Source organism: Pseudonocardia nigra (assembly GCF_019396355.1).
Classification (GTDB): domain Bacteria; phylum Actinomycetota; class Actinomycetes; order Mycobacteriales; family Pseudonocardiaceae; genus Pseudonocardia; species Pseudonocardia nigra.
Genome location: NZ_JAHKRK010000046.1, coordinates 1 through 22404, shown reverse-complemented (window position 1 = coordinate 22404; position 22404 = coordinate 1). Strand labels below are relative to the sequence as shown.

Below are 22404 nucleotides of genomic sequence, written 5' to 3'. Positions count from 1 at the left end.
GATCAGCGGGGTTTCGCCGGGATCAGGCGGCGGTGGTCGGAGTTCCCGTCGGCACGGTTGTCCCGGTCTCCGTCATCGGCGGGGCGGCCGACGTCGAGGTCTCGCCACCGCCGTCCGACGGCGGCTCCGTGGGCGGGTCCTCCGTCGGGGGCTCCTCGGTAGGAGGTTCCTCCGTCGGAGGCTCTTCCGTCGGCGGCTCCTCGGTAGGAGGTTCCTCCGTCGGGGGCTCCTCGGTGGGAGGCTCCTCGGTCGGCGGGTTCGTCGTCACCGGCGGGCGGGGGTTCGTTGTTCGCGGCGGGTTGTTCGTCGACGGCCGCGACGGCCGCGTCGTCGGGTCCGGCTGACCTTCGCCGGTCGCGGGCGGGTTCACCGTCGGGTCCTGCGTGACCGCGCCCGCGGGCGGGAGCACGGCGGGAGGCGGTCCGTCGGCCGGGGGCGGCGGCGGGGGCGCGAGCGGGACGTCGCCGCCGATCCCCTCGGGCAGCGGCTGCCCGGGCAGGAGCGGGGCGAGCTGCTGCTGCTGGGGCGATCCGGGGGCGGGCGCGGCGGCGCCGCCGCCGGCCTGGGCGTCCTGCCCGCCCGCGGACGGGCCGCGGTCCTGCGCCTCGGTGCCACCGGGGGACGCCCCGGGCGACACGACGCCCGCGGCCTCCGCGGTGGAGACGGGGGCGGCGACCTGTGCGAGTGCCGTGACCGCCCCGAGCGAACCGACGGTGAGCACCGCGGCGGCGGCGGCCGTGCTGGCCCGGTTGAGGGTGCCGGCACGGCGGATGACCGAGTCGACGGCGGGCAGGGTGACCGCGGCGGACAGCTCGTCGTCGAGCCGCCGGAACTCGTCGGTCACGCGGTCGAAGGACTCGTTCACCGGTTCTCCCCCTCGTCGTCGTGCGCGTCGACGCCGTACCCCTCGACGTCGTGCCCCTCGGCCGCGTGCCCGTCGGCACCGTCCTCGTCGGCGTCGTGCGCCCCGACCTCGTAGTCGTCGTCGTAGCCGTCGTCGACGGCGACCCCCAGCACCGCGGGCAGGGCGTCCGCCATGCCCTCGGTGACCACGTTCCGTGCCCGCGACAGGCGCGCCTGCACCGTGCCGACCGTGACCTGTTCCACCGCGGCGATCTCCGCGAGGGACACGCCGGCCATGTGCGACAGGACGACCGCGCGGCGCTCGGCGGCCGGCAGCCTGCCGAGTGCGGCGAGCAGCGCCCCGGTGCGCGGGTCGACGCCCGCCCCGATGGTGCGCGGGCGGCCGATCCCCAGGCGCGCGAACAGGCGCCGCCAGCTGCGGATGGTGGAGCGCACCGCCACGCGACGGATCCAGGCGCTCGGGTCGGGCGAGCGGCCGACCTCGGCCCAGTTGCGCCAGGCCCGCGAGTAGGCGTCCTGGACGACGTCGTGGGCCTCACCCGGGTCCAGCGTGATCGCGTAGAGCTGGGCGACGAGCCGCTGGTAGTTGGCCTCGAGGTGGGCACCGAAGTCGACGCGCAGCTGGGCGGGCGTCGGGGTGGGGTCGTCCTGCACGATGCGGGTGTTCCCGGATTCTGCGGCGGGGATCTCGTCGGCGTTCGCACGCTGGTCGACCGGTGCGCTCACCTTCTGGTCCTCCCATCACCGATCACACGGACGTGGACCGATCCTGTTTCCCCATCGCGAGCCCGCTGCGGTGCGTTACGAGCCGCTCGTCCGATCAGTGCAACGACGGAGACCACGCGCAGGATGCGGCCCAGCTTTCGGCGCGGGGCAGCGCGGCGTCGAACCACGGCTCCGTGTACTCGCTGTAACGGAGTCCGTTCGGATCGTCGCCGTAGCGTGCCTCGGCCTCCCGTTCGACCGCGAGGTACTCGGCGCGCGCGTCGGCGTCGGCGCGCAGCCAGTCGCGGAAGAGCAGGGCGTGGCGCCAGCCCGGTGAGCCGACCTCGCGCACGTGCAGGTGCACGGGCCGGCCCGGGTCGGCGGAGGCGTGGTAGCGCTCGGGCCACGGTGCCGAGCCGGTGGGCTTCGCGTTGTCGTGGTCGATCTCGGGCCGGCGCGGGAACCCGGCGTCGCGCAGGGCGTCGCGGATCGCGTCCGCGTCGGCCAGGGAGTCGACGCCGAGCTGCAGGTCGATGACGTCCTTCGCCGGCAGCCCGGGAACCCCGGTGGAACCGGTGTGGGCGACGCCGCGCCCGCGCTCTCCCGCTGCCGCGGCCACCCGAGCGGCCAGCCGCGCCGCCTGGGCGGCCCACTCCGGATCGGGCTCGACGAGCCGGGCCGGCCCGCCGCGGACCGGACGGCGCATGCGCACGTTCTCCTCGAACGGGACGAGCCGGCCGGACCACAGCGCGTCGACGGCGGCCTCCAGCTCCGCGGGCGCGCCGGTGTTCTCCAGCCAGACGTCCGCGGCCGCACGGCGCAGATCGTCGCCGGCCTGGGCGGCGATCCGCGCGCGGGCGTCGGCCTCGGGCATGCCGCGCAGCTCGACCAGGCGCCGGACCCGTTCCTCCGGGTCCGCGTGCACGACCACGACCAGCGGGAACAGCGCGGCCATCCCGCCCTCGACGAGCAGCGGGATGTCCTGGACCACCACGGCGTCCGCGGGTGCAGCGGCGATCAGCTCGGCACTGCGGCGGCGGACGAGGGGATGCACGATGCCGTTGAGGCGCTCCCGTGCGCCCGGGTCGCCGAAGACCACGGCGGCGAGCGCCGGACGGTCCAGGGCGCCCTCGGCGTCGAGGACCTCGGGACCGAACGCCGCGACGACCTCGGCGAGACCCTCGGTGCCCGGGGCGACCACCTCGCGGGCGAGCACATCGGAGTCGACGAGCACGGCTCCGTGCCGCACGAGCCGGCGCGCGACGGTCGACTTGCCCGATCCGATTCCCCCGGTCAACCCCGCCCGCAGCATGCGGGTCACGCTACGCGATCTTCACGCGGAGCCCGGTCGCTGTGTGCGGCTGGTGGGGGGCGGCGGGGCCGCCCCGGACTGGGCGACGGCCGGCAGTGCCCGCAGCGCGATGTCGACGAGCGCGTCGCCACGGGGGCGGCCCCCGGGCAGTGGCCGGTCGGGGAGCACGAGGCTGAGGTTGCTCGTGCCGTGCACGACCATCAGCACGGACTCGTCGGCGCGGTCGATCAGCACGGCGGACGCGCTGCCGATCGGCAGCTCACGGCGGTCGCCGTCCTCAGCGTCGGCGTTGACGCGCCACTGGTTCCTGGCCGCGTCCGGGTCGGTGTAGGCGCTGGCGTTGACGTCGAGCAGCGTGCGACCGTTCGCCGGCCCCGCAGGCGTGCCCACGTAGCTGCACGAGACCCGTTCGGTGCGCCCGACGGACGGCTGCGGGATGCCGATGATGGTGCGCACACCGACCGAACCCAGCGGGAGGCCGAGCACTGCCTCGATGACGGCGGGGTCGAGGACACGCACGCAGTCGTCGGGGATCTCCCCGTCGGCGGGGGTGGGTGCGCCGGACGCGTCGCGCTGTTCGGTGGGTGTGGCGAACGTGGGAACGGGCGTGTTCTCCGCGGACGGCGCACCGCACGCCGCCGCCAGCGCGATCGCGACGAGGGCCACCGCACCCGCGCGGAGGCCTCTCCTTCGGCGACGTCCCCCGCGCATGGTTCCACGGTAGATCGCAGCGGCGCGGAACTCACCTCACGCACCCGGTCGAGCACCGAACGGGGCCCAAATGTGACCCTTCGGTCACCGGAACGGGGACGGCCCCGGTGACCAGTGGTCGCCGGGGCCGTCCGAGGATCATCCCCGGAGGGTGATCACGCTCCGCCGGAGAGCTTCTCCCGCAGCGCGGCCAGCTGCTCGTCGCTCGCGAGCGATCCGCCGGACTCGGCCGGGGCACCCCCGCCCTGCGAGGAGTAGTTGGCGGCACCGCCGCCGTCGGCGGCAGCCTCGGCCTCCGCCTCGGCGGTCTTGCGGATCTGCGCGATGTGCTGCTCGTAGCGGGTGTGCGCCTCGGCGTACTGCTTCTCCCACGCCTCGCGCTGGGCCTCGAAGCCCTCCTGCCACTCGCCGCTGTCGACGTCGAAGCCCTCGGGGTAGATGTAGTTCCCCTGGTCGTCGTACTCGGCGGCCATGCCGTAGCGGGTGGGGTCGAACTCGGTCTCGGCTGTCATGCCCTCGTTGGCCTGCTTGAGCGACAGCGAGATGCGGCGCCGGTCGAGGTCGATGTCGATGACCTTGACCATGGCGTCGTCGCCGACCTGCACGACCTGCTCCGGAACCTCCACGTGGCGCTCGGCCAGCTCGGAGATGTGCACCAGGCCCTCGATGCCCTCCTCGACGCGCACGAACGCACCGAAGGGAACGAGCTTGGTGACCTTGCCCGGCACGATCTGGCCGATCGCGTGGGTGCGGGCGTACAGGCGCCACGGGTCTTCCTGCGTGGCCTTGAGCGACAGCGAGACGCGCTCGCGGTCCAGGTCGACGTCGAGGACCTCGACCGTGACCTCCTGGCCGACCTCGACGACCTCGCTCGGGTGGTCGATGTGCTTCCAGGACAGCTCGGAGACGTGCACCAGGCCGTCGACCCCGCCCAGGTCGACGAACGCACCGAAGTTGACCACCGAGGAGACGACACCCTTGCGGACCTGGCCGCGGGCGAGCTGGTTGAGGAACTCGCTGCGGACCTCGGACTGGGTCTGCTCCAGCCAGGCGCGCCGGGACAGGACCACGTTGTTGCGGTTCTTGTCCAGCTCGATGATCTTGGCCTCGATCTTGCGGCCCACGTAGGGCTGCAGGTCGCGCACGCGGCGCATCTCGACCAGCGAGGCGGGAAGGAAGCCCCGGAGCCCGATGTCGAGGATCAGGCCGCCCTTGACGACCTCGATGACCGTGCCCTCGACCGGCTCGTCGGCCTCCTTGAGGGCCTCGATCGTGCCCCAGGCGCGCTCGTACTGCGCGCGCTTCTTGGACAGGATCAGGCGGCCTTCCTTGTCCTCCTTCTGGAGGACCAGGGCCTCGACGAACTCACCGACCGACACGACCTCGGCGGGGTCGACGTCGTGCTTGATCGAGAGCTCCCGCGAGGGGATGACGCCCTCGGTCTTGTAGCCGATGTCGAGCAGAACCTCGTCGCGGTCGACCTTGACGATGGTGCCCTCCACGATGTCGCCATCGTTGAAGTACTTGATCGTCTGATCGATGGCGGCGAGGAAGTCCTCCTCCGTCCCGATGTCGTTGACGGCGACCTGCGGCGTGGTGGTCGGGGCGGCGGTGGTGTCGGTGGACATGTAGTGGAGTGCTCCGGTGGTGGATGGATTGGTGGTGCGGACCTGGTGGAGTACGTCTTGTGACGTGGTGCTGTCACCCTTGCTCGTGGATCGTGGATTGCAACGCGACGTGTGGTCGGGCGAAGCGCGCGCTGAACCCGCGACGTTGACCACACCGCGAGTACGATGCTACGCGCGCCCCGATCAGCACGGCAATGCGGGTACCCCCGTGCGAGCTGCCAATATCCTGACATGAGCGCCGAGGAGATGTTGGGGACGGCGGGGGTCGCCCGCCGCACCGTCGGCACCGAGGAGTCCGAGCGCGCCAGCCGCCTCTGGTGGGACGCCGACGCAGACGACTACCTGGCCGAACACGGGCGCGACATCGGCGACGTCGATTTCGTCTGGTGCCCGGAGGGCCTGCGCGAGGCCGACGCCCACCTGCTCGGCGACGTCGCCGGGCGCCGCGTGCTCGAGGTGGGCTGCGGCTCGGCCCCGTGCGCGCGCTGGCTCGCGCGGGCAGGCGCACGGCCGGTGGCGCTGGACCTGTCGGGGGCGATGCTGCGCCACGCCGCCGCGCTGGGCGCCGCCACCGGGGTGGGTGTGCCGCTGGTGCAGGCCGGCGCGGAGCGGCTGCCGTTCGCCGACGCGTCGTTCGACATCGCCTGCTCGGCCTTCGGAGCCGTCCCGTTCGTGGCCGAGCCGGAGCGGGTGATGCGCGAGGTGGCGCGCGTGCTGCGGCCCGGCGGCCGCTGGGTGTTCGCGGTGAACCACCCGATGCGCTGGATGTTCTCCGACGACCCCGGGCCGGACGGGCTCGTGGTGCAGCAGTCCTACTTCGACCGCACCCCGTACGTGGAGATCGACGCGAGCGGCCGAGCGACCTATGTGGAGCACCACCGCACGATCGGTGACCGCGTGCGCGACGTCGTGGCCGCCGGGCTGGTGCTCGACGACGTCGTGGAGCCGGAATGGCCGGAGGGGCGGGAGACCGTGTGGGGGCAGTGGTCCCCGCTGCGGGGGGCCCTCTTCCCGGGTACGGCGATCTTCATCTGTCACCGGCCGTAGCGCGCCCGCCGAACTGTCGGACCCCCGTGCTGTGATCGCCTCGTGAAGGTGACCTGGCGACAGGTGGTCCGGTGGCGGCTGCGCCGTCAGCTGCTGCTCGAGCCCGCGGCCGACGCCGTCGGTGCGGCCAGGCGCGTCTGCGGGCTGCACGCGCAGGTCGCGTCGGCCACCGCGCTCATCGCCGGTGTCCGCAGCGCGGGGCCGCCCGACCTCGACCGCGCGCTGTGGGGCGATCGCTGCCTCGTCCGTACCTGGGCGATGCGCGGCACCCTGCACCTGCTGCCCGCCGACGAGCTGGACGTGTGGGTCGGGGCGCTCACCGACCGGGAGTCGCGGCGCCGCTTCCCGCCGTCGTTCGAGCGCGAGCACGGGGTCACCGGCGCCCGACTGCGCGCGATCACCGACGCGGTCGCCGAGGTGCTCGGCGCCACCCCGATGACCCGGAACGAACTCGCCGACGCCGTATGCGCGCGACTCGGTTACCCGTCGCTCGCCGGGCCCCTGGCCACGGGGTGGGGCGGGCTGCTCAAGCCCGCCGCGGCGCGCGGGCTGCTCTGCTCCGGGCCCGCCACCGACGGCACCGTCACGTTCGTGGACCCGGCGGCGTGGCTGGGCAGGCCGGTCACGCCGCTCGACCCGGCCGCGGCGAACCGGGAGGTGCTGCTGCGGTTCCTCGCCGCCAACGGCCCCGCCGTCCCGGCCGACATCGCACGCTGGTGGGGCGAGCAGCCCGCACCCGCGAGGCAGTGGATCCGCGAGCACGCCGACGCGCTCACCCCCGTCGAGATCGACGGCGAGGCCGGCTACGTCGTGCGCGCCGAGGACGCCGACGCGCTCGCGGCCGTTCCCGACGGCGGCACCGACGCCGCCGACGCGCCCGTGCTGCTCCCGGGGTTCGACCCGTGGGTGATCGCCCCGCTGAGCCACCGCAGGCGGGCGATCCCACCCGGCAGGGAGGCGGCGGTGTCCCGCACCGCGGGCTGGATCTCGCCGGTGCTGGTGGTCGACGGGGCAGTGGCAGGCGTCTGGAGCCACGAGCGCCGGGGCGGCGAGCTCGCGGTCACCGTGCATCCCTTCGCCGCGGTCGACCCGCCGCTGCGCCGGGCCGTCGACGCCGCCCCCCAGCGGTTCGGCCCGCTGACCGGTGCCGGAGCGGTCCGCGTCGGGTGGGAGGAGGTGGGGGCATGAGTGCGACATAGAGTGCAGCCGTGCCGATCGACCCCGCCGACCTGCCACCCGCCACCGCCCCCGGAGCAGCTCGCCGAGCGCATGGGCATCACCCTGCTGAAGCTGAGCCTTGACGAGGTCGTCGGCACGCTGCCGGTCGAGGGCAACCGCCAGCCCTTCGGGCTCCTGCACGGCGGGGCGAACGCGGTGCTCGCCGAGACGCTGGGATCCACGCTCTCCGCACTGCACGCGCTCCCCGACCGGTTCCCGGTCGGCCTCGAGCTGGCCTGCACCCACCACCGCTCGGCCACCAGCGGCGTCGTCACCGGCGTCGCCCGCCCGATCCACGTCGGCCGCAGCACCTCGACGAGCGAGATCGTCATCACCGACGAGGAGGGGCGGCGCACGTGCACCGCGAAGCTCACCTGCCTCCACCGCGACAACCGGCCCGGCTGACCCGGCGGCCGCCCCGAGCCGATCCCCCGATGCGGGCCCCCGACGACGCGAACGGGTCACGACTCGGCTCCAATCGGCTCCCGCGCCGCCGGTCCCCGACTACGCTCCGCGGACACCTCGTGATCTCCACGAACCGGAGGAGCAGATGACGAGCACCCGTTTGCGCGCGATCACGGTCATGTCCGCGGCCGCGCTCCTGATCGCCGGCTGCGGAGGTGGTGGCGGCGACGGCGAGGGCACGGCCCCGGACGCGGCCCCCACTCCCGGCGGCGGCGCCGCCGACGGCGGCGACGGCACCCTGATGCTGGGATACGTCTTCCCCCAGACCGGCCAGCTGGCCTACCTCGGCCCACCGCAGGTGGAAGCCGCGCGCTACGCCGTGTCCGAGATCAATGCGGCAGGTGGCGTCCTCGGCGCGCCGATCCCCGACCTGGTCGCAGGCGACGAGTCCGACCAGGCGGCCGTGGCCCAGCAGTCGGCCGACCGCGTGCTGGCGGCCGGCGTCGACGCCCTGCTCGGCGCCGCGGCATCCGGCCAGTCGCTGGCGATCATCGACCGGGTCACCGGCGCCGAGGTCATGCAGTGCTCCGGCTCGAACACCGCGCCGAACTTCACCGACTACAACGACCAGGACTACTACTTCCGCACGGCGCCGAGCGACGCCCTGCAGGGGCCGGTGCTCGCGGAGACGATCATCTCCGACGGCCACAGCAACGTCGCCATCGTCGCCCGCGCCGACGACTACGGCGTGGGCCTGGCGAACGCCACGGCGCAGGCGCTCGAAGAGGCGGGCGCCACGGTCGCGCTCAACGAGACCTACGACCCGAACGCTCAGAACTTCGACGCGCTGGTGCAGCAGGTGCAGGGCGCCCAGCCGGACGCGGTCGTCGTGATCGCGTTCGAGGAGGGCACCCAGATCCTGCAGGGCCTGATCGAGGCCGGGCTCGGCCCGAACGCGGTCGGCGTGTACGGCGCCGACGGCCTGCGCAACACCGACCTGGCCTCGCTCGTCGCGCCGGGCAACCCGGCGGTCCTCGCGGGGATGAAGGGCACCGCGCCGGCGTCGGCGGCCAACGAGGAGTTCCTGACCGGGCTGCGGGAGTTCGCGCCCGACCTGGTGGAGACGCAGTTCGCCCCGCAGGTGTTCGACTGCGTCAACATCATCGCCCTGGCCGCCGCGGTGGCGGGCACCGACGACCCCAGCGTCTTCAAGGACGAGATCGTCGGAGTCACGAGGGAGGGCACGAAGTGCACGTCCTTCGCCGAGTGCCAGGAGCTCGTCGCGAACGGGGAGGACATCGACTACGACGGCGCCAGCGGCCCGCTGGAGTTCGTCCCGGCCGGCGAGCCGGGCACGGCGTCGATCGAGATCTACTCGTTCAACGAGCAGGGTGAGCTCGTCACCCTCGACACGGTGCAGTCCCAGCCCGTGAGCTGATCCGATGACCCCTTCCGCTGTCTCCCGGACTACTTCGCCTTGGCCAGCGTCCCCAGGTACAGCTCGATCACCGACTCGTCGGTGAGCAGTTCCCGGCCCGTCCCGGTGTAGGCGTTGCGGCCCTGGTCGAGGACGTAGCCGCGGTCGGCGATCTCCAGGCAGCGCCGCGCGTTCTGCTCCACCATCACCATCGACACGCCGGCCCCGTTGATCGTGCGGATGCGCTCGAACGCGTCGTCCTGCGCCACCGGGGACAGGCCCGCCGACGGCTCGTCCAGCAGGAGCACCTTCGGCTCCATCATCAGCGCCCGCCCCATCGCCACCACCTGGCGCTCCCCGCCCGACAGCGACCCGGCCCGCTGCTTGCGCCGCTCGCCGAGCAGCGGGAAGAGGTCGGTGACCGCCCGCATCCGCTCCGCGAACCGCTTGGGCCGCTGGTACAGACCCATCTGCAGGTTCTCCTCAACCGTGAGCGAGGGGAACACGTTGCGGCTCTGCGGCACGTACCCGATCCCGAGCGAGACGAGCCGGTGCGCGGCCACGTTGGTGATCTCGGTGCCGTCGAGCCGGATCGACCCCGACCGGATCGGCAGCAACCCGAACATGGCCTTCACCAGGGTGGACTTGCCCGCGCCGTTCGGCCCGATGATCCCGACGATCTCGCCGGGCGCCAGGTGCAGGTCGCAGCCGTTGAGGATGTTGACCTCGGGCAGGTACCCGGCCACGACGGACTCGGCGGCGAGCAACGGCTCACCGGCGGCCGTGTCGGTCATGACTCCTCCCGGTAGGTGGGCTCGTCATGCTGCGAGCCGAGGTAGGCGTCGATCACCTCGCGGTTGCCCGAGATGACTGCCGGCGGCCCCTCGGCGATGACCCGGCCCTGGGCCATGCACACCACCCAGTCACTGATCTCCATGACCACGTCCATGTCGTGCTCGACGAACAGCACCGTGCGCCCGGCCCGCCGCAGCCCGTCGATGTGGCCGAGCAGGTCCTGCCGCAACGCCGGGTTCACCCCCGCCATCGGCTCGTCGAGCATCACCAGCGTCGGATCCACCATCAGCGCCCGCGCCACCTCCAGCAGCCTGCGCTGCCCACCGGAGAGGTACCCCGCGTAGTCGTCGCGCTTGGTGTGCAGCAGGAACCGCTCGAGCAGCTCGTCGGCGCGGCGCTCCACCTCGGCCTCCTGGGCGCCCCACAGCGGCCGCAGGAGCGCCGCCATGAAGCGCTCACCCCGCTGGTCGACGGCGGCGAGCTTCATGTTCTCCAGCACGGTCAGGCGCGACAGCACCCGCGTGAGCTGGAAGGTGCGGACCATCCCGCGGCGGGCGAGCTTGTGGGCGGGCACGCCCGTGACGTCCTGCCCGTCGTACGTCCACCGGCCGGCCGTCGGCTTGTCGAAGCCCGTGAGCAGGTTGAACAGCGTGGTCTTGCCCGCGCCGTTCGGCCCGATCAACCCCGTGATGACCCCGCGCTGCACCTCCAGGTGCTCGACGTCCACCGCGCGCATGCCCCCGAAGTCGCGGCGCACGCCGTCGACCACGAGCAGCGGGTCGGGCTTCGCGGAACCGGGCTCGGCGGCCACGCCGGCCAGCGCATCCGTCGTGGTCATCGGCCCACCTTCTCTTCGACGCGCTGCTCGTCCGCCCCCGCCGAGCGGCGCCGCGACCACGGTCGCCGCCTGCGCCCGGCGGCCATGCCGCCCGCCCCGGCCTCGAGGCGCATCTCCCGCGCGTTGCCCAGGATGCCCTGCGGCCGGTACACGAGCAGCAGCATGAGCAGGATCCCGACCAGCACGAACCGCAGGGCGCCCACGTCGGCGGCCGAGATGATCTCCGGCAGGTACCCCGCCCCGGCCGCCTGCCGCAGCGCGCTGTCGGCGACGCTCAGCAGGAGCCAGAACAGCACGGAGCCGAGCACCGGCCCGAGCACCGTGCCCGCGCCGCCGAGGATGATCAGCGCGTACATGTAGAAGGTGACCTCGGGGTTGAACGTGTTGGGGGCCACCGCCTGCGCGTCGATGGCGAGCAGCATGCCGCCGAACGCCCCGACGACGCCGCCGAGCACGAGGCTCTGCATCTTGTAGCCGTAGACGTTCTTCCCGAGGCTGCGCGCCGCGTCCTCGTCCTCGCGGATCGAACGCAGCACACGGCCCCACGGGCTGCGCATCAGCAGGAACACGCCCAGCGTCGCGACCGCGACAGCGCCCCAGCCGACGAGCATCACCCAGAGGTCGCGCTGCGAGAAGCTCAGCCTGCCGAACCCGTAGGAGCCGCCGGGGATCGGGTTGACGGCGTAGAACGCGTTCGCGAACTGCTGCAGACCGAACACACCGCCGGTGACCGGTCGGGCGAACCCGGCGTTGAAGACGATGCGCAACACCTCGCTCGCCGCGATGGTGGCGATCGCGAGGTAGTCGGCCCGCAGGCGCAGCGTAGGGATGCCGAGCAGGAGCGCCAGCACGACGGCGAGAACGATCCCGACGAGCACCCCGAGCCACAGCGGGCCGCCGAACACCGCCACCGTGATGGCCACGCCGTACGCGCCGACGAGCATGAACCCGACCTGCCCGAAGTTGAGCAGCCCGGTGTAGCCGAAGTGGATGTTCAGGCCGACCGCGGCGAGCGCGTAGATCGCGGCAACCGGGCCGAAGCCGCCCCGGACCGCGTCGGCGAGAATGACGACCAGATCCATCGCTAGCCCCCTACCCGACCCGCTCGGCCCGGCCGAAGATGCCTTGTGGACGGACGAGCAGCACGAGGATCAGCACACCGAGCGCCCACGCGTTCTGCAGCTCCACGGGGAACCAGGCCGTGGACAGCTGCGCGACCAGGCCCACCAACAGCCCGCCCGCCATGGCCCCGAACGCGCTGCCGAGGCCGCCCAGGATCACCGCGGCGAACATCAGCAGCAGCAGCCGGAAGCCCATGTCCCACGCGACGACCTCGGACAGGCCGAAGAGGATCCCGCCGAGCGCCGCCAGCCCGCCCCCCAGGGTCCAGACGTAGAGGGTGACGCGCGAGACGTCGATCCCGGACGCCTCGGCCAGGTCGCGGTCGTCGGCCACCGCGCGCATCGCCTTGCCGATGCGGGTGCGCAGCAGCATGACGCCGACCCCGACCAGTACCAGCAGGGACAGCAGCGTGATCACCAGGTCTCGCGGCGTGATCGCGACCGGGCCGAACTCCATCACCTGCTGGATGACGTAGTCGGCGTAGGGCTGCGGGCGCGAGTCGAAGATCACGAGCACGACGTAGCGCAGCAGCAGCGACAGCCCGATCGAGATGATGAACAGCTGGATCCGGCCGGTGCCGCGGATCCGCAGCGGCCGCCAGAGGCCGCGCTCCAGGCCGGCCCCGAACAGGGCGCCGACGACTACCGCGATGACGCCGGAGAGGATGAGCGGCCACCCCGGCCCGGACGCCGCCGCGTTGAGGAAGAACGCCACGACCGCGCCGATCGTCACCAGCTCGCCGTGCGCGAAGTTGATCAGGCCGGTGGCCCCGAAGATCAGCGACAGGCCGATCGCCGTGATCGCGATGATCGCGCCGAACTTGATGCCCGCGACGACGAGCTGCGCCAGCAACGCGCCCATGCCCGGCCCGGTGTCCGCCGGCACGGGCGGGGGCGCCGGCCCGCCGCCCGGTTCCCCTCCTGGCGCGGCCTCACCGGCCGCGACCAGGGGGAACAGCACGGTGCGCTGCTGGCCCGGCCGGATCGTCACGCCGGCCAGCGTGGCGCCGTCGGCGTCGCGCAGCACGACGCCGTCGGGCAGGGTGGCCGGGTCGAGCGTGATGTCGTAGTTGCCGGGCGCGGGGACGGGCACCTGCCAGGCGCCCTCCGCATCGGTGGTCGCCGAGCCGATCTCCTGGCCGCCCTGGGTGACGGTGACCGTGACCCCGGCGACCGGATCGCCCTCGGGCCCGCGCAGGGTGCCGCCGACCGCCTCCCCCTCCTGGGCAGTCGCCCACCCGGTGCCTGCCGCCATGGCGCAGAGCACGAGGACGAGAAGAGTGACCAGTCGTCGCCGCACGAATCCTCCTGGACCCCCGGTGTCGACCGGTTGTTGCCGCACGGCGCGGAACCTTAGCTCAGCGAGTGACGAACGTCCGGTTGCGCGGCCGAATCGTGCACTCGCCGTAATGTTCAGTTGTCGGCCGGAACCCGTCCGGCCGCAGGGGCCCTGGTCAGGCCTTCGGGGCGGCCAGCCCGTCCACGATCGCCTGCGCCACGCCCTTCATGGTGGTGCGGCGGTCCATCGCGGTGCGCTGGATCCAGCGGAACGCCTCCGGCTCGGTCATGTTCTGCCGGATCATCAGCAGGCCCTTGGCCCGGTCGACGACCTTGCGGGTCTCGAGCCGGTCGTTGAGCGAGGCGACCTCGTCCTCGAGCGCGCGCTTCTCCGCGAAGCGCGACACCGCGAGCTCGATGGCCGGCACCAGCTCGTGCCGGGCGAACGGCTTCACCAGGTAGGCCATCGCACCGGCGTCGCGGGCCTGCTCGATCAGCTCGCGCTGGCTGAACGCGGTGAGCATGACGACCGGGGCGATCCGGTCCTCGACGATCGACGCCGCGGCCGCGATGCCGTCGACCTTGGGCATCTTGACGTCCATGATCACGAGGTCGGGGCGCAGCTGGCGGGCAAGCGCGACCGCCTGCTCGCCGTCGCCGGCCTCACCGGCGATGACGTAGCCCTCCTCGGTGAGCATCTCGGTGAGGTCCAGGCGGATCAGCGCCTCGTCCTCCACCACGAGCACGCGCAGGCCGGTGGCCGGTGCGGCCTCGCCGGCGGTGCTGTCCTGCTCCGAAACCTGCTGGGTCACAGGGGGGCTCCTTCGTCGGAGGGTCGTACGGGATGCATTCAGACTACCGGCCTCGCGGGCACGAAGGCCTGTGATCTCAGTGGCTGCTAGTCTCTAGACCGCACCCCGCCGGGATGGCGCAATCGGCTGACGCGGACGACTCAAAATCGTCTGTCCTGACGGACATGCGGGTTCGAGTCCCGCTCCCGGCACTCCTCTCTCCAGAACTGTCGGTGCCGCTCCGGATACTCGGAGCATGTACCCCCAGGACACGGTCGACCGGGTCCTGGCACTGTGCCACCCGGGTGTGTCCACGCGTGAGATCGCCCGAGTGACAGGCATACCGGAAAGCACCATCGCCCACTGGCGACGAGGCGATCGCCGGGCTTCCGGGCAATCTGGATCCCGCTGCCCGCGCTGTGGCCACGGCACTCTCGCCGGGTCCTATGCGTATCTCCTTGGTGCCTACCTCGGCGATGGCCACATCACGATGCATCGACGCGGCGTTCAAGCGCTGTCCCTCTCCTGCTCCGACGATTGGCCGAAGATCATGGACGACGTCGAGGCGTCGATGCGTGATGTGCTGGCCGCGTCCGTGTGCCGGGTCCGCCGCACGGGCTGCATGGAGATCAAGAGCTACTCGAAGCACTGGTTATGCCTCTTCCCGCAACACGGCCCGGGGAAGAAGCACACCCGACCCATACTGCTCGAGCCGTGGCAGGAGGACCTCGTCGACCAGCACACGGGCGCGTTCCTCCGCGGCTTGTTCCACTCCGACGGCTGCCGGATCACCAACTGGGCCACCCGCACGGTCGACGGCAGGACCACCCGCCACGAGTATCCGCGCTACTTCTTCTCGAACAAGTCCGCCGACATCCTCGCCCTCTGCGCCGCCGCGCTGGACCGGCTCGGGATCGCCCACCGCCGCCCCCGCGCCGACACGATCTCGGTGGCCCGCCGGGCCGCGGTGGCCGCGCTCGACGAGGTGGTGGGGCCGAAGGCGTGAGGAGTCAGCCCCCCCGGGGTCCAGACGCCGGTGGGTGCGGTCCGGGCCACCCAGTCGGCGAACGACCGCGGCGGCAGGCCCAGCACCTCCTCGACACCGCCTGCCGGGGCCGCGATGTGTCCTTCCGCCATGATCGCGAACATGCCGTTCAGCTCGGCGGCCCACTCCCCCAGGCCGCCGGCCCTCAGCTCGGCGGCGTAGGCGTCGGGGGTCAGGGTCTCGTAGCGGATCGGCCTGCCCGCCGCGGCGGCGATGGTCGCCACGGCCTGGGCGAAGGTGAGCGCGGTGGGGCCCGACAGGTCGTACGTCCGGCCGGCGTGGCCGTCCGCGGTGAGCAGCCGCGCGACGACGGCGGCGACGTCGTCGAGGTCGACGAACGGCTCCGGCACCCCGTCCGCGGGCAGGGCCAGGCGGCCGGCGAGCAGCGGGGCGTGGAAGAGGTCCTCGGTGAAGTTCTGCATGAAGTTGTTGGGCCGCACGACCGTCCAGCGCAGGCCGCTGCCGCGCACCGCGTCCTCGGCCGCGGCCATCGACCGTCCGAACCGGCCGTGCCACGCCTCGGAGCCCCGGCCCGACAGCAGCACGACCCGCTCGAGCCCGGCGCGCTCGGCCGCGGCGACGAACGGAGGGACCGGGGCGGGGTCGTCCGGGGCGACCAGGTAGACCCCGCCGGCCCCGTCCAGGACGGCCGGCCAGGTCCGGTCGTCGGTCCAGTCGAACCGCACCTCGGCGCGCCGTGACGCGACGCGCACCGGATGTCCGTCCGCCCGGAGCGCGGCGGCCACCCGCCGTCCCGACTTGCCCGTCCCCGCGAGGACGGCGATCTCTGCACTCATGTCGATCAGTCAACGGCGCCCCGAGTCCCGCGGCCATGTCGGCGCGTCTGGGAGGGCTGCGTGCGCGTCTACGATCCGGGCGTGACTGTTCTGGAGGCGCTCCTGCGGGGGATCCGGACCCACGAGGGCACGCTGCTGCGCGCCCGCCTCGGTCGGGGCGAGGAGTACGCCGTCCCGGTACGCGCGCCGCTGGTGTTCGTCGGGCTGGTCACCGGCGAGCTAACGGTCGAAGGCCGACCGCTGCCCCCGGGCGGCGTCGTGATGCTGCAGCCCGGCCACCCGGTGCCCGTGACGGCGGGCGGTGCCGGCGCGTCGGTGATGGTGTGGGGGTACCGGGCGCGGGCCGGCGGCGTCCGGCTGACCAGCGCGCTTCCCGGCGTCGCCGTGGTCGCGCCCGACGGGCCGGACTGCGTGACCCTCCTGGAGCTGCTCGACCGGCAGATCGGCGGCGACGGGCCGTCCGTGGTGCGCGACCGGCTGCTGGACTGGCTGCTCACGTGCACGCTGCACGCCTGGTTCGGCGCCCGCGCGGCCGAGCGGCCCGGCTGGTTCGCCGCACTCGCCGACCCGGTGGTCGGCCCGGCGCTCGCCGCCCTGCACGACGAACCGGCGCACCGCTGGACGGTGGAGGAGCTGGCGGCGCGGGGCGGATCGGGCCGGGCGGCGTTCGCCCGCCGCTTCCGCGCGCTGGTGGGGTGTGCGCCCCTGACGTACCTGCGGGAGTGGCGGATGACGCTCGCGGCCGAGTACCTCGCCGACCCGGCGACCACGGTGGCGGCCGTCGCGCGTCGCGTGGGGTACGCCGACGCGTTCGCGTTCAGCGCGGCGTTCAAGCGCGAGCGGGCTGTGGCGCCGAGCGCCGTGCGTGGGTGACGGCACCGGTCAGCCGCGGCCGCGGAGCTGTCGCAGCGCTGCCCTCGCCTCGGGCACCGCGTACGGCACGGTCGCGATCTGTGCCACGGCGGCGATGGTGCACCAGAAGCACACCTTGCGGTGCTTCGTGAGCTGCTCCGCGGTGAGGACGAGCCCGCCGGCCGCGTCGCCCGCGGTCTTGGCCGCGAGCAGCAGCGGGAGCCACGACGCCGTGCGCGCCCGGTTCCGGTCGCCCGCACCGGCGAGCACGAGCGTGACGGCCGCGCTGAGCAGGCCGAGGGTCGCGTCGGGCGTCTTCAACTCCTGGTAGGCCTCACCGGACGCGTCGACCGCGGCGGCGTCGAAGATCCGCAGCGGCGGCTCCGGGATCCGGCGCAGCAGCCCGAACTGGTACAGCCCGACCACCCCCAGCGCGAACCCCGCCAGCGAGGTGAGCCCGGCGATCCGCCGCCGCTGCTCCAGGTAGCTGCCGGTACCGCGGCGCAGGTCGTCGCTCACCCGCTCCGCCGCCGGCGAGCTGGACCGGCCCACTCCCCCGCCGCCCGGCCGCACGGCAGCGGCCCGCGGCCCCGCCGGCCGTCTGCTCCACCACGAGCCCATGCCGCCTCCCTCGTCGACCACGTCCCCCGGCTGTACCCAGCAGGGTCGGCGCTACGCGGGCAGGCGGTCCCGGTCAGGACGTGCCCGCGACGTCCTCGGCCGCCCGCAGCACCCGCAGCGCGTTGCGGCCGGCGAGCTTCGCGCAGTCCTGCTCGCTCCACCCGCGCTCGAGCAGCGCGGCGAAGAGCGCGGGGTAGCGCGACACGTCCTCCAGCCCGACGGGGAGCTCGGCGGTGCCGTCGTAGTCGCCGCCCAGGCCGATGTGGTCGATGCCGGCGACCTCGCGGGCGTGCTCGACGTGCGCGACGACGTCGTCGAGCGTGGCGGACGGGCACGGCGGGCCGTCCCACCTCGCGGCGAAGGCGTCGCGGGCCCGCAGGTCCCGATGGTCGAGCCCGGCGGCGGTCATGGCCTCCTGCAGCAGCGCGTCCCACTCGGCCACGGCGGTGGAGACGAAGCGCGGCACGAAAGCCACCATGCAGACCCCGCCGTTGGCGGGCAGGGCGGCCAGCACGTCGTCCGGGACGTTGCGGGGGTGGTCGGTGACCGCCCGGCAGGACGAGTGGGTGAACAGGACGGGCGCGGCGGTCGTCGCGAGGGCGTCGCGCATCGTCGTGACGGCCACGTGGGACAGGTCGACGACCATGCCGATGCGGTTCATCTCGCGCACCACCTCGTGGCCGAACGCGCTGAGCCCGCCGTGCACCGGCTCGTCGGTGGCGGAGTCGGCCCAGTCGGTGTTCAGGTTGTGCGTGAGCGTCAGGTATCGGACGCCGAGCCGGCGCAGCGCCCGCAGCACGCCGAGGGAGCCCCCGATGCAGTGTCCGCCCTCGGCGCCCAGCAGCGAGGCCACCCCGCCGTCCGCGAAGGCGGTCTCGGCCTCGTCGGCGGTGGTCGCGAGACCGAGGTCGGCCGGGTAGCGCTCGGCGAGCAGGTGCACCAGCTCCACCTGCTCGAGCACCGCGGCGACGGCGTCGGCCCCGGCGAACGAGCACGGCACGTACACCGACCAGAACTGAGCGCCGACCCGTCCGGCGCGCAGCCGCGGCAGGTCGGTCTGCAGGGCGGGCAGGCCGGCCGCGAGGTCGGTGCCCGCAACGGCCGCGCGGGGGTCCGGCCCGGCGAGCCGGCGCAGCGCCCACGGCAGGTCGTTGTGCCCGTCGACGAGCGGCGTGCGGGTGAGCAGGTCGAGCGCGGCGTCGTGGTGCACGGTGCCCGAGTATTCCTGCGGTGTCGCCCGGGCGGTGGCAGGGTGGGCGCCGTGACCATGCGCGACCGCGACGCCACCGGGCGGGCCCGCAACTCCCGTCCCCGCGACGCCTCGGGCCGCCCGCTGCCGCGCGGGGCCGCCGGCGTGGACCGGGTGCCCGATGACCTGGTGCTGCCCCCGGACGAGTCGGTGACCGAGGCCCAGCGCCTGCTCGACGACGGCCTGCCGTTCCAGGCCCACGAGGTGCTGGAGGGCGCGTGGAAGGCCGCGCCGGCGGACGAGCGGCAGCTGTGGCGGGCGCTGGCTCAGCTCGCGGTCGGCCTCACCCACGTGCAGCGCGGCAACGACCGCGGGGCGGCCGCGCTCCTCGACCGGGCGGCGGGGCACCTCGCGGAGTGGGACGGGCCCGCGCCCGCGGGGATCGACGTCCCGGGGCTGCGGGCGCACGCCGAGGCGCTGGCCCGGCAGATCGGGCACGCGGGCGTCGCCGTGCTGACCGACGCGGACGTGCGGCCACGGCTGCGCGGCGCCGACCCGCTCTGACCATCCGCGGGATGCGTGCCGAGATCGTCGCGACAGTGCGCTCGCTGCGCCGCCGGCAACGGAAACCGCGCACTCGCCGCGATCACCACGACCGAGATCGTGGCGAGATGACGTTTCGCGCACTTCAGCCAGCAGACACGGCGTTCTCGCGCCGATCCGGACAGCGCCGGCAGTCGGGGCGCAGGGCTACGGGAGCACCGCGCCGGTACGTACTTCGCGGGGCCCCGATTTCGATCGCGTCGCCCTCGCGCGGCCGCCATGATCTGGCGATGTCCCCGCCCGAGCTCACCGACGGCGTGGTGACGCTGCGCCTCCCCACGCTCGCCGACGTCGACGACCTCGTCGCCATGGCCCGCGATCCCGAGACCGTCCGCTGGACCAGAATCCCGAGCCCGTACGGTCCCGCGGATGCCCGCAGCTGGGTCGAGGACGCCGTCCCGGCGGGGTGGCGCGACGGCAGCGCGTTCGGGTGGGCGATCGAGGCGCGGGACGGCGAGCGGACCCGGTTCGCCGGGAACGTCGCGCTGAGCCCCGGGGCACCACCGTTCCTCGGGTACGCGTTGGCGCCGTGGGCCCGCGGCCGCGGCGTGATGTCCCGAGCGGTCCGGCTCGCGACCCGATGGGGGTTCGACTCCCACGACCTGCCGATCGTGCACTGGTGGGCGGCGGCGGGGAACCTGGCGTCCTGGCGGGTGGCGCACGCCTGCGGGTTCACCTTCGACGGCGTCCGTCCGCGGGCACTGGATCGGCGCGGGGCCCTGGCTGACGCCTGGTACGCCTCCCTGCGCCCGGGCGATCCGGCCCGGCCCCGGACGACCTGGTGGCCGGTGCCCGTCCTGGAGGGTGAGCGGGTGCGGCTGCGCGCGCGCGTCGAGGCCGACCTGCCGCGGATCGCCGAGGCCTGCGGCGACGAGCGGACCCGGCGCTGGCTCGTCCACCTGCCGCACCCGTACACGACCGAGGACGCCCGGGCGTTCGTGCTGGGCTGCCGGCTGCAGGAGTCGCTGGGGACGGGGCCACCTGGGCCGTCACCGACAAGGCCGACGACCGGTTGCTGGCCAACGTCGGGATCTTCGGCCTCGACACGCCGCGCAACCCGACGGGCGGCGAGATCGGCTACTGGGCGCACCCCGACGCGCGCGGCCGCGGGGTCGTCGGCGAGGCCGTCGACCTGGTCACCGCGCACGCGTTCACCCCGGTCGAGGCGGGCGGGCTGGGCAGGCACCGGCTGCAGATCGGCGCCTCCTGGACGAACACCGCGAGCCGGCACGTCGCGGAGCGGGCCGGGTTCACCCTGGCCGGGCGGTTCCGGGAGGACGGGCTCGTCGGCGTCGGGGAGGAGCGCCGGCTCGACGACGGTGGCTGGTACGACCGGCTCGTGTCGGACCGACCAGCGTGTCCGCGCTAGCTAGTGGTTGGGTTCGTTAGTTCGTCGGGGGTCATGCGGCGGTCGAGAGCGCGGTGGTCTGCTCAGGTGGGCCCAGGCGGTCGAGCAGTGCTCGGAGATCGGTGCGGCTGAAGGTCCAGTCGAACGGTGTCGCGCTGGTGTTGTAGCGATCTTGGAAGGCCAGGATGCGCTGGGCGAGGGCGTCGAGATCGGGAAGTCGACGGGGCTGATGGCCTTGCGCTGCAGGACCGAGAAGTAGATCTCGACCTGATTGAGCCAGGACGCGTGGATCGGCAGGTGCACCAGCGTCGCGGTGGGCCAGGCTGCGGTCATCCGGTCGACCGAGGCCTGCCCGGCGTGCGACGAGCCGTTGTCGACGATCCAGAACACCCGCCGCGCGGAGGCGTAGGGCTCACTGGTCATGACCTTGGCGACCAGTTCGGTGAAGGGCTCGATCCCGGTCTTCGGGGCGATGGTGCCGATCACCTGGGCATGGTGGACGTCGTAGGCGGCAAAGTAGGCCAGGGTCCCGCCGCGCCGGTACTCGAACTCCACCTGCCGGGTTCGGCCCGGACCGGCAGGTCGGCCGGGGTGGCGACGTTGTAGGGCTTGGAGCTGGGACTTCTCGTCCGCGCTGATCACGTAGTCGTCCGGGCCCAGCTCGGTCCCTTCCCAGGTGCGGGCGTAGAGGTCGAGCACTCGGGCGGCTTTGGTCTCGAAGTCGGGGTCGCGGGGGAAGATCCAGGAGTGGTGTTGCCAGGGCTTGATGGCCGCGCGGGCCAGCCACCGGCGCACCGTGGACGCCGAGATCGTCTTGACGACGCCGCGGGTGATGGCCTCGGTGGCCAACTCGGTGCTGCTCCACCGTGACAGGGGTATCCCGGTCTCGGCGGGCAGGGTGCAGGCCAGCGCGGTGATCGCGGCGACCTGCACCGCGGTGAACCGCCGCGGCCGCCCGGACCGGGGCCGATCGGCTAAGCCCTCCAGGCGCCCGGCGAGGAACCGACGGCGCCATCTGCGCACAGTGTCGACACACAGCCTGAGTTCGGCGGCGATCGCGGCGTTGGAGTCACCGGCCGCGGCGGCGAGCACAATCCGGGCTCGGACCCGGTCTCGATGCTCGGTGCGCCCGTTGCGCGCTCGTGCCAGCAACTCGGTCTCCTCGGTCGCGGTGAGCACGATGACAAACGGGCTGGGCACTGGCATCGCTGCGTTGTCCTCTGGCAGCGATGATGAGCGGGGTCGCGACACACCGTGATCCCAGTCCGGGCGGCCAGAGGCACCTGTCCTGGGCCCGGCAGCACACCGGGCGGCTGTCACGATGAGTAGGTGGCGGTCACGTTCCCCGAGTCGACCAAGATCTCCGTGCGGCAGCGGCTGGCCGCTCGTGCCCGCGAACGCTGGCCGCAGATCACCGAGTTGCAGATGCATCACCGCGGCGTGTTCACCTACGTCGAGGCCACTACCGAGGCAGGGACCCTGCCGTTGTGCCGGCTGCGCTACGTCGGGTCCGCCCACGACTGGCAGGTCGCGATCTACCGGGCCAGCCACGACGACTACCAAGAGTCGATCTTCCCGAGCGGACTACCGATCGGGACCTGCCAGGACGCCCTCGACCTCGCCTGCGGCCTCTACCTCGGCGATCCCACCGCCTGGCAGGACCTCAGACCCCCGACGAACTAACGACCGGAACCACTAGAGCGTGTCCCTTGGATCATGGGACGGGGTCGCGGAGCCAGATCCTGATCGAGGCGACGTCGATGGTTCCGCGGAACATGTAGTCGCGCTTGTCGTAGCGGGTGGCGACCGCGCGGTGGCC

The 22404-nt window shown here is 73.4% G+C and carries 22 protein-coding genes, 1 tRNA gene and 1 pseudogene; 10 read left to right on the top strand and 14 right to left on the bottom strand.

Annotation, left to right across the window (positions count from 1 at the left end; translation table 11 throughout):
• Positions 1-22: 22 nt before the first annotated feature.
• From KME75_RS44910 to rpsA, 5 genes are all read right to left on the bottom strand, one after another.
• On the bottom strand, positions 23-865 hold the full coding sequence (locus KME75_RS44910; protein WP_219415160.1) for a hypothetical protein: 843 nt from the start codon (positions 863-865) through the stop codon (positions 23-25).
• A complete protein-coding gene (locus KME75_RS14405; RefSeq protein WP_219415142.1) occupies positions 862-1590 on the bottom strand; it encodes an RNA polymerase sigma factor in 729 nt (242 codons plus the stop codon). Before KME75_RS14405 ends, KME75_RS44910 begins: the two co-directional genes overlap by 4 nt.
• A gap of 94 nt (positions 1591-1684) precedes the next feature.
• A complete protein-coding gene (gene coaE, locus KME75_RS14400; RefSeq protein ID WP_219415150.1) occupies positions 1685-2881 on the bottom strand; it encodes a dephospho-CoA kinase in 1197 nt (398 codons plus the stop codon).
• 21 nt (positions 2882-2902) lie between these two features.
• The gene (locus KME75_RS14395) at positions 2903-3592 is read right to left on the bottom strand and encodes a hypothetical protein (protein WP_219415141.1); all 690 of its coding nucleotides are present in this window, start codon (positions 3590-3592) and stop codon (positions 2903-2905) included.
• A gap of 155 nt (positions 3593-3747) precedes the next feature.
• The gene (rpsA, locus tag KME75_RS14390; protein ID WP_219415140.1) at positions 3748-5220 is read right to left on the bottom strand and encodes a 30S ribosomal protein S1; all 1473 of its coding nucleotides are present in this window, start codon (positions 5218-5220) and stop codon (positions 3748-3750) included.
• A gap of 231 nt (positions 5221-5451) precedes the next feature.
• On the opposite strand from rpsA, the gene KME75_RS14385 reads away from it, so the two are divergent.
• The 4 genes from KME75_RS14385 to KME75_RS14370 all read left to right on the top strand — a co-directional run bounded on the left by KME75_RS14385 (position 5452) and on the right by KME75_RS14370 (position 9328).
• Positions 5452-6267: a class I SAM-dependent methyltransferase gene (locus KME75_RS14385; protein WP_219415139.1), complete on the top strand. Its 816-nt coding sequence runs from the start codon at positions 5452-5454 to the stop codon at positions 6265-6267.
• Positions 6268-6315: 48 nt separating this feature from the next.
• On the top strand, positions 6316-7455 hold the full coding sequence (locus KME75_RS14380; protein WP_219415138.1) for a winged helix DNA-binding domain-containing protein: 1140 nt from the start codon (positions 6316-6318) through the stop codon (positions 7453-7455).
• Between the two features lie 12 nt (positions 7456-7467).
• Complete coding sequence (locus KME75_RS14375) at positions 7468-7890, top strand: hotdog fold thioesterase (protein WP_308282772.1); 423 nt, start codon at positions 7468-7470, stop codon at positions 7888-7890.
• 145 nt (positions 7891-8035) lie between these two features.
• A complete protein-coding gene (locus KME75_RS14370; protein WP_219415136.1) occupies positions 8036-9328 on the top strand; it encodes an ABC transporter substrate-binding protein in 1293 nt (430 codons plus the stop codon).
• A gap of 29 nt (positions 9329-9357) precedes the next feature.
• Here KME75_RS14370 and KME75_RS14365 read toward each other — a convergent pair whose 3' ends face one another.
• The 5 genes from KME75_RS14365 to KME75_RS14345 all read right to left on the bottom strand — a co-directional run bounded on the left by KME75_RS14365 (position 9358) and on the right by KME75_RS14345 (position 14151).
• Positions 9358-10101 carry an ABC transporter ATP-binding protein gene (locus KME75_RS14365; protein WP_219415135.1) on the bottom strand — a complete coding sequence of 248 codons (744 nt, stop codon included), beginning with the start codon at positions 10099-10101 and terminating at the stop codon, positions 9358-9360.
• A complete protein-coding gene (locus KME75_RS14360) occupies positions 10098-10940 on the bottom strand; it encodes an ABC transporter ATP-binding protein (protein ID WP_219415134.1) in 843 nt (280 codons plus the stop codon). Before KME75_RS14360 ends, KME75_RS14365 begins: the two co-directional genes overlap by 4 nt.
• A complete protein-coding gene (locus KME75_RS14355) occupies positions 10937-12022 on the bottom strand; it encodes a branched-chain amino acid ABC transporter permease (RefSeq protein ID WP_219415133.1) in 1086 nt (361 codons plus the stop codon). Before KME75_RS14355 ends, KME75_RS14360 begins: the two co-directional genes overlap by 4 nt.
• A gap of 10 nt (positions 12023-12032) precedes the next feature.
• Positions 12033-13361 carry a branched-chain amino acid ABC transporter permease gene (locus KME75_RS14350; protein WP_219415132.1) on the bottom strand — a complete coding sequence of 443 codons (1329 nt, stop codon included), beginning with the start codon at positions 13359-13361 and terminating at the stop codon, positions 12033-12035.
• Positions 13362-13515: 154 nt separating this feature from the next.
• Complete coding sequence (locus KME75_RS14345; protein WP_219415131.1) at positions 13516-14151, bottom strand: ANTAR domain-containing response regulator; 636 nt, start codon at positions 14149-14151, stop codon at positions 13516-13518.
• Between the two features lie 107 nt (positions 14152-14258).
• On the opposite strand from KME75_RS14345, the gene KME75_RS14340 reads away from it, so the two are divergent.
• Positions 14259-14342 (top strand) — tRNA-Leu (locus KME75_RS14340).
• Positions 14343-14976: 634 nt separating this feature from the next.
• On the opposite strand, the gene KME75_RS14335 is transcribed toward KME75_RS14340, so the two are convergent.
• Positions 14977-15972 (bottom strand): NmrA family NAD(P)-binding protein, encoded by a 996-nt coding sequence (locus KME75_RS14335; RefSeq protein ID WP_219415130.1) that lies wholly within the window; start codon positions 15970-15972, stop codon positions 14977-14979.
• Positions 15973-16053: 81 nt separating this feature from the next.
• Between KME75_RS14335 and KME75_RS14330 the strand changes: the two genes are divergently transcribed.
• On the top strand, positions 16054-16845 hold the full coding sequence (locus KME75_RS14330) for a helix-turn-helix domain-containing protein (protein WP_219415129.1): 792 nt from the start codon (positions 16054-16056) through the stop codon (positions 16843-16845).
• A 9-nt stretch (positions 16846-16854) separates the two neighbouring features.
• Here the strand turns inward: KME75_RS14330 and KME75_RS14325 are convergent, their stop codons facing one another.
• Together KME75_RS14325 and KME75_RS14320 are read right to left on the bottom strand one after the other, a co-directional pair.
• The gene (locus KME75_RS14325) at positions 16855-17466 is read right to left on the bottom strand and encodes a vitamin K epoxide reductase family protein (protein ID WP_219415128.1); all 612 of its coding nucleotides are present in this window, start codon (positions 17464-17466) and stop codon (positions 16855-16857) included.
• 52 nt (positions 17467-17518) lie between these two features.
• Entirely contained in the window at positions 17519-18655 is a 1137-nt protein-coding gene (locus KME75_RS14320; protein ID WP_219415127.1) for a dipeptidase, read from the bottom strand.
• Positions 18656-18712: 57 nt separating this feature from the next.
• Between KME75_RS14320 and KME75_RS14315 the strand changes: the two genes are divergently transcribed.
• The 3 genes and pseudogenes from KME75_RS14315 (at position 18713) to KME75_RS43120 (ending at position 20606) form a co-directional block, all read left to right on the top strand.
• Complete coding sequence (locus KME75_RS14315) at positions 18713-19198, top strand: DUF309 domain-containing protein (RefSeq protein ID WP_219415149.1); 486 nt, start codon at positions 18713-18715, stop codon at positions 19196-19198.
• A gap of 11 nt (positions 19199-19209) precedes the next feature.
• Positions 19210-19902 (top strand): annotated as a pseudogene (locus KME75_RS46735) (GNAT family N-acetyltransferase); the annotation flags it as partial.
• A 197-nt stretch (positions 19903-20099) separates the two neighbouring features.
• Complete coding sequence (locus KME75_RS43120; RefSeq protein WP_308282776.1) at positions 20100-20606, top strand: GNAT family N-acetyltransferase; 507 nt, start codon at positions 20100-20102, stop codon at positions 20604-20606.
• Here the strand turns inward: KME75_RS43120 and KME75_RS14305 are convergent, their stop codons facing one another.
• The gene (locus KME75_RS14305; protein WP_219415125.1) at positions 20607-21791 is read right to left on the bottom strand and encodes an IS630 family transposase; all 1185 of its coding nucleotides are present in this window, start codon (positions 21789-21791) and stop codon (positions 20607-20609) included. It lies immediately after the preceding gene.
• A gap of 123 nt (positions 21792-21914) precedes the next feature.
• On the opposite strand from KME75_RS14305, the gene KME75_RS14300 reads away from it, so the two are divergent.
• Positions 21915-22268 (top strand): hypothetical protein, encoded by a 354-nt coding sequence (locus tag KME75_RS14300; RefSeq protein WP_219415124.1) that lies wholly within the window; start codon positions 21915-21917, stop codon positions 22266-22268.
• Positions 22269-22404 lie beyond the last annotated feature (136 nt).